Source organism: Meiothermus cerbereus (assembly GCF_051297115.1).
GTDB classification, from domain to species: domain Bacteria; phylum Deinococcota; class Deinococci; order Deinococcales; family Thermaceae; genus Meiothermus; species Meiothermus cerbereus_A.
In genome coordinates, this window is the sequence record NZ_JBEVAL010000106.1 from 1 (window position 1) to 6584 (window position 6584).

General features: G+C 64.1%; 5 protein-coding genes and 1 pseudogene. 1 reads left to right on the forward strand and 5 read right to left on the reverse strand.

Going from position 1 to position 6584, the window contains the following annotated elements; translation table 11 throughout:
• Positions 1 to 89 precede the first annotated feature (89 nt).
• From ABWU19_RS13900 to ABWU19_RS13920, 5 genes are all read right to left on the reverse strand, one after another.
• Positions 90 to 1466, reverse strand: a complete 1377-nt coding sequence (locus ABWU19_RS13900; RefSeq protein ID WP_435902260.1) for an NAD(P)/FAD-dependent oxidoreductase — start codon at positions 1464 to 1466, stop codon at positions 90 to 92.
• A 238-nt stretch (positions 1467 to 1704) separates the two neighbouring features.
• Positions 1705 to 3066 carry an aspartate aminotransferase family protein gene (locus ABWU19_RS13905; protein ID WP_435902261.1) on the reverse strand — a complete coding sequence of 454 codons (1362 nt, stop codon included), beginning with the start codon at positions 3064 to 3066 and terminating at the stop codon, positions 1705 to 1707.
• 21 nt (positions 3067 to 3087) lie between these two features.
• On the reverse strand, positions 3088 to 3519 hold the full coding sequence (gene aac(6'), locus ABWU19_RS13910) for an aminoglycoside 6'-N-acetyltransferase (RefSeq protein ID WP_435902262.1): 432 nt from the start codon (positions 3517 to 3519) through the stop codon (positions 3088 to 3090).
• Between the two features lie 7 nt (positions 3520 to 3526).
• Positions 3527 to 4360 carry a tetratricopeptide repeat protein gene (locus tag ABWU19_RS13915; RefSeq protein WP_435902263.1) on the reverse strand — a complete coding sequence of 278 codons (834 nt, stop codon included), beginning with the start codon at positions 4358 to 4360 and terminating at the stop codon, positions 3527 to 3529.
• The gene (locus ABWU19_RS13920) at positions 4353 to 5894 is read right to left on the reverse strand and encodes an amidohydrolase (protein WP_435902264.1); all 1542 of its coding nucleotides are present in this window, start codon (positions 5892 to 5894) and stop codon (positions 4353 to 4355) included. Before ABWU19_RS13920 ends, ABWU19_RS13915 begins: the two co-directional genes overlap by 8 nt.
• A gap of 455 nt (positions 5895 to 6349) precedes the next feature.
• Between ABWU19_RS13920 and ABWU19_RS13925 the strand changes: the two are divergent.
• Positions 6350 to 6584, forward strand: a pseudogene (locus ABWU19_RS13925) (IS701 family transposase); the annotation flags it as partial.

Genomic DNA, 6584 nt, shown 5'->3' on the forward strand with positions numbered 1-6584 from the left:
AGGAATGGGGCTGGGTATGGGTTTGTTCGGGTTCATGCTGTATATGATAAGAGCCTGGTAAAGTTGCACATACCAGCACAGATTCAAGACTAAAGCTGGCCGGTATTGCCCCAGTCGCGCAACCGTTGTTGATATACCGGGTCTTGATAGCGCGACAGCAGGAAAGCCGGAGCGTAGCCGGGCAGGGCCGCACCGGTCACATGGGCGGCCAGCAGCTCGCCTGCCGCGCAGGCGGCCATCACGCCAAAGCCCGATAGGGCCCCTATTATGTAGGCCCCCTTTATCGGCAGCGGGCCGATAAGGGGGCGGTTTTCCTGGGTTTTGAGGTAGTAGCCCCCGTCTACCCAGGGTTTGGGGGTTTTCTCGAAATACTGTCGCAGGCCTGGCACCATCAGCGAGAAACCGCGCAGGGCGACCTCGGCGTAGTGGGGCTCTGGGGGAAGGGGGAAAGCAGGTTCAACCGGCTGGGTGTGGTAGTTGTACAGCACGATTAAGGTGGTGCTGGCCCCGTGCCCGTCGGGCCGGCCATGCACCCCGGAAGGAAGCCGCCCTAAAAGCCAGCAGGTAGACTCCTCCTGGGCCAGCACCTCGCGCTCTTGGGGGCTCCAGGGAAGCTCTACCTCGTCCATCCAGATCAGCATGGGGGCCTCGCGGGGCACCACCCCCAGGGCCTCGCTAAAGCTCATCTTGCGGTGTAGCTCGGCAAAGACGGGCAGTTCGACCCCTAGCAACTGGCCCACGGCGTGCTGAAAAGGCCCCGCGGCGTTAACAAAAACCGGGGTCTGGATGGCAAAAAGCGAGCCGTCCGCCTGCCGAACATGTACTTTCCGAACCGCGCCCCCGGCTGTTTCGACCCCCACCACCTGCCCCCGCACCAGCCGCGCCCCGTGTTCGCGGGCTTTTTCCAGCAGATACATGCCCAGCTGCTGGGCCGAGAGCCAGCCCGCCCGCCGCACGTGCAGCACGGCCTTGGTACGGGGCGAAAGGTAGGGGAAGTGCTGGTGTATGGCCGCGCCGGTAAGCAGGTCGGCCCCGTCCAGGGCCCCCTCGAGGCCCTCCGGCAGGCTGGGCCGGTAGCCCGCGGCCAGGCCGGTGTGCACCCGCAGGGCCCCCGCACCCTGGCGGGCTGCTTGCTCGGCGGCCTGGGCCAGCAGGGAAATTTTGCTTTCCTCGGCGGTGGCATACAGATAGCCGCGCCGGTTGAGGTTAATGCGGTTGGCCGACGCCCGCGCTAGGCCCTCCAGCAGCTCGATGCTCTGGTTCATGAAGGCAATCATCTGCCCGTCGGGGCCGGGCCACCAGTTGCGGTAGGCCTCGGTGGATTTGTCGGAGGTGAGCGAGAGCGGGTCACCCTGCTCCACCAGAAGCACGTTTTTCAGGCCCCGCTTGACCGCCAGGTGGTAGGCCGCCGCTACCCCGGCAATGCCCGCCCCACAGATCACGACCTCGGCTGTCTGTTTTGACATAAAGTGTATACAGTATACACCTTATCGCGAAAAACAGGTGCAGGGTTGGAGCCGAGCCAAGAAAAAAGCCCTGACCGAAGGCCGTCTGTAAGACCTGCCGAATCTGGCCCGAACCGCTAAGTGAAGAGCTGACCAACGGGTGTTCCCTGAGTCTGTCGAAGGGAACGCTTCCCTAATGAGGGAGGGTAAACACGGGGTTGGCTTCGACAAGTTTAGCCAACTTACAGCGGCCAGTAGGCTAACTGATCAGCGCCCTAACCGCCTCCTCGAACACCTCGGTGTGCCGCCGCACCTGGGTAGCGGTGGTCTCGGGCGAGATGAGGGCCATGTTGTGGAAGGGGGTGAGCAGGATGCCCCGGTTCAGCATGAAGAGGTGGATGAAGGGGTCGAGGTCGGGGTCCTGGCCTGCGAGGGCCTCGCTGCCGTTTTGGGCGGGGTTGGGGCGGAAGAGGTACTCGACCCGGCAGCCCACCCGGGTGACGTGCCAGGGCAGGTGGTAGCGCTCCATGACCTCCCGCACCTCGGCCTCGAGCTGCTCCCCCAGGGCAACCATGTGCCGGTAGGCGGCTTCGGTCAGGACGTGCTCGAGGGTAGCCCGCATGGCCGCCAGCGAGAGGGCGTTGGCCGCCAGGGTGCCCCCGATGCCGCCGGTGTCGGCGTAGGGGGGCTGGATGACCCGCTGGGCCTGTCGGCCCACCTCCTCGCTAAAGCCGTAGGCGGCGCTGGGAATGCCGCTGCCCAGGGGCTTGCCCACCGTCAGGATGTCGGGCTTTAGGCCGTGCGCCCGCGTGTAGCCCCCCGGCCCTGCCGATAGGGTGTGGGTCTCGTCGATGATCAAAAGTGTACCGTACTGGCGGGTAAGCTCGCGCAGGGCCTGGTGGTAGCCGGGCCGGGGGTGCACGATGCCCACGTTGGTCATCACCGGCTCGGCCAGCACCGCCGCTACGTCACCCGGTTTCAGGGCTTCTTCCAGGGCCTCCAGGTCGTTCCACTCCACCACCTTGGTGGTGAGGGTGGGGTCTACCTGCGGGCCAATGTTGCCCGGACGGCTGGCAGGTTTGCCGCCTACCAGCCAGGCGTAGGCTTCGTCCACGGTGCCGTGGTAGCAGCCGTGGAAGACCAGCACCCTGGGCCGCGCGGTAATGGCCCGGGCCAGCCGCAGCGCGAAGCGGTTGGCGTCGGTGGCCGATAGGGCAAACTGCCAGTACTTTAGCCCAAAACGACGCTGCAGCTCCTCGGCCACCCAGAAGGCGTTTTCGGAGGGCAGCATGGTGGTGATGCCCTTTTGCAACTGGGCCATAATGCCCGGCAGGGCTGCGGCGGGCGAGTGGCCGGTCATGGCCCCGGTGTCGCCCAGGCACAGGTCGATGTACTCGAGGCCGTCCACATCGCGGAAGGTAGCCCCTCGGGCCTCGTCCACGAAGAGGGGAAAGCCCCCCGGCCAGCGGGTCATCCAGTGCATGGGAACCCCGGCCAGCAGGGAGTGCTGGGCACGCTGGTAAAGCGCTAGTGAGCGCGGGTGCGCTTCGGCGAAACGCCGCTGCTCTTGCTGCATGAGGGCCTTCACTTTGCTGCGGTCTATGGTGGGGGTCAGGTTCATGGTACTACCTTCCTGGCTAATCTACAGCGCCTTGCGAAAGCACACGATGCGCTCCACTTCCTGATAGCCCAGGCGGGCGTGGGCCTGGTGACTCTGGGTGTTCGATAGCTCGCTGTCGGAGGCCATCTCGGTACAGCCTTTGGCCCGTGCCCAGCCTTCGGCGGCCTGCACCAGCCTGCGTCCGACACCAGTCCGGCGGTACTGCGGCGCGACATACCAGCCCTCCAGATAGCCCACCGGGCTGCTGTCGCACCCCTCGGCATAGCCTCGCAGCGATACCTCTGCAAAGCCCACCAGTTTGCCGTCTTGCTCGGCCACAAAAGCCGCCAGGTGCTCAGCCTGCAGGATTTCGGCCACCTCGAGTTCAAAACTGGCGGCGCTATCGGGCCACAGGGCCGTGCGGAGGGGAAAGTAGGCAGGCAGGTCTTGGGGTTGCAACGGGCGGACGGTCATGGTGGCCTTAGTGCTGTTCCAGCCAGCGCTGGGCTTGGGGGTTCTTGACCCATGCTTTGCCTATCTCGTCAAAACAGTAAAGGGCTTCGGACTCCTGCCCGGGCGAGTAAAAGCCAGGCCGCTCCTTGGGGATGGGTTTCCAGCCGCCCAGGTAGGCTTCAGCGTAGGGGTTGACTTTACGTGCCTCGTCCAAGGCTTTCTGCGCGGCCTCGAGGTTCCCCGACAGAAACTCCAGCAGCACCTTGCCCCAGGCCCAGAACGCGCTGTGTTCATCCTCGTACTGCTTCCACAGCTTGCGCGCCTCGTTGAGCCGGTTGAGCGTTAAGTAGTGCCCCAGCAGGCTATAGCGTACCCCCTGGTTATCGTTGGGGTTAAGTTCCAGCATCCGCTCGTAGATCCCTGTCGCCTCGGGCAATCGCTGCGCTTGTTCATACAGGTGGCCTAGCGTTTGCAGCGCCCGCATGTAGGGCCGGGTCTCGAGGTAGCCCCAGAATTGACCCTTGAGTACATCCATGTTTTGCTTGCCTATGTCGCGTTCACCGGCCTGCACGATGCGCTCGTGAAGGGCAATTTGTTCTTCCAGGCTGCCCCCAATAAACCGGCAGAGCACCAGCATTGGATCGGGGTTGTTGGGGTTGATGCGTATGGCTTTAATGCAACGCTTGATCACCGCATTTTCCCGGCTTAGCTCCATTGCCCCGTAGAAGAGCTCTTGAGAGTAATGTGCGGCCTCTGGGGTGGCTTGTTCGGCCTCGAGGTCGAGCGCTGCATGGAGCACCCGGCGGGCTTCGGCCCGCAAAGCATCCCAACGGTTGGTAGGAGGGGACTTTTTTCTAGGCATCGCTTGCTCCTGCTACTACGGTGGCCTGAATCCTCAGGCTATAGGGGTCGCGCAGATCGCCTTCCAATATAACCAAATCGGCCCATTGGCCTGCCTCCAGGCTGCCCCGGTTGCCCTCGTCGCCCTGGGCCGTGGCGCCGCCCACCGTGTAGGCCCACAGGGCGGGCTCGAGGCCCACCTGGTTGCCTTCCACCAGAGGCTCCCGCAGCGCAGCCTGCAAGCCCTTAATCGGCTCCACCTGCTCGACCACCGGCCCATCGGAGGAGAAGGCCACGGTGAGGCCTGCTTCAAACATGGCCCGCAGGTTGAAGCAGCGCGCTAGCCACTCGTCGGGTACGTAGCGCTGGTAGTTGGCCCGCAGCTCCCGCAGAAAGATGGGCTGGGGTACGGCCATCACCCCCAGCTGGCGGGCTTTTTGTAGGTGTTCGGGGCCGGCCAGGCCAAAGTGCTCGATGCGGTGCCGGGGGCCGGGGGCTTCCTGGTAGAGCCTTTGGTAGACCCGCAAGACCTGATCCAGCGCCCGGTCGCCAATGGCGTGGGTGCCGATGCGAAAGCCCGCGCGGTGGGCTTCTAGGGCCAGCTCGAGCAGCTCTTCTTCCTCGAAGCGCAGAATGCCATAGCTGGGGCCCTCGAGGTTCTTGTAGGGCCTGGAGATGGCCGCAGTGGCCCCCGAGAGGCCCCCATCGGCAAAGAACTTGACCGAATCGCAGCGCAGCCAGTCGGAAAGATGTTTTTCTGGGAGCGGGAAGGTTCCGCTGCCCCCGTCGGGGCGGCGGATAAAAAGCAGGTTGGCCCGGATGGGCAGCTCGCCGCGCGCGTCCAGGGCCTGGTAGGCCGCGTAGAGGGGCGGGTCTACCGCGGGGTCGGTGGCGCTGGTGATGCCCAGGCTACGCAGGTACTCCATCCCGGCTTTGACCCACAGCTCGTACTGGGCCTGGCTGGGCTCGCCCATGGCCCTGAACACCAGCCCATAGGCGGTCTCGTAGAGGATGCCCTGCTCGTAGTGAATCTCTCCGCCAGGCACCTGGGTCTGGGGGGTGATGCCGGCAAGCTGCAGGGCCTGGGAGTTGACCGCGTGGATGTGGGCGCAGGTGCGGGTTAGCAATACCGGGTTGTGCGGGGCCAGTTGGTCGAGCGCGGCCTTGTCGGGCATGGCCTTTTCGGCCAGCAGGGCCTCGTTCCAGCCGCGCCCCCACAGCCACTCTCCGGGTTTGAGGGTGCGGGCGCGCTCTGCTACCCGCCGGTACAGCTCGGCCAGGCTTTTCACCCCGCGCAGGTCGAGCAGGGTGGTGCGTAGCTGCCCCACCTTCCAGATGTGGATGTGGGCATCGTTGAAGCCCGGCAGCAGGGTGCGCCCCTCCAGGTGGATGCGCCGGGTGTCGGGGCCGGCCAGGTTCTCCAAGTCGGACAACCGGCCCACAGCGGTGATTCGGCCATCCTGGACGAAGAGGGCCTCGAGGGGCCTGAGGGTGTAGGCCGAACCTGCAAGGGTGGGGGAGAGGATGGTTCCGCCGAAGAAGAGGCTCGAGGGCATGGGGATATTGTATGGCGGGAAGGGGGCTCGAGGTTTGCTGGTGGCCAGCATCTGCAATCGTGCAGAAGCGCCGTTCGCTGAATGCCTTTGTTAGGCCATAACACCATCACGGCCAATTCGGTGCCACGCATTGCGGAACTCCTCCGTGTCATACGAGGCTGGTTCCAGCCAGTAAGATACTCGGCCACCCTTCTCTGCACGATGTGCGAGCTTCCTAACCTCTTCAGGAAGCAACACAGACACTCCTGGCTCCTTGGGAATGTTGGTAACGATGACCCAGAACTCACCCATCAGCTTGTCCAGCGACGTGCCAAGCGGAACGGGATCGCGCTTGCTTAGCGCCTTGACCTGCACGGTGACGAACCGAGAGCCGTCACGGCTGTAGGCGATAATCTGGAATTACGCGGTGTACTTTACATGCATTAAAATGGGCTTCCAGTCACATAGGAAGCCCAATGAATAGGACACCACGCCCCGTCCGCCGCGCTCTGGAAAGCTTAGCATCCAGCCCCATCAACGCCTCGGCCCTGGCTATGGCCGAGGGTAAGGATTTTGCCGGCGGGCCTTGCAGCAACCCCTGGCCTTTTACTTCGCGCTGGCCCTGGAACTCTGCCAGCAAAAAGGAGGACCGCAACGGGGTTACCTCATCCTGGACGACGTCCTCATACCGCGTTACTCGGCAGGACATCT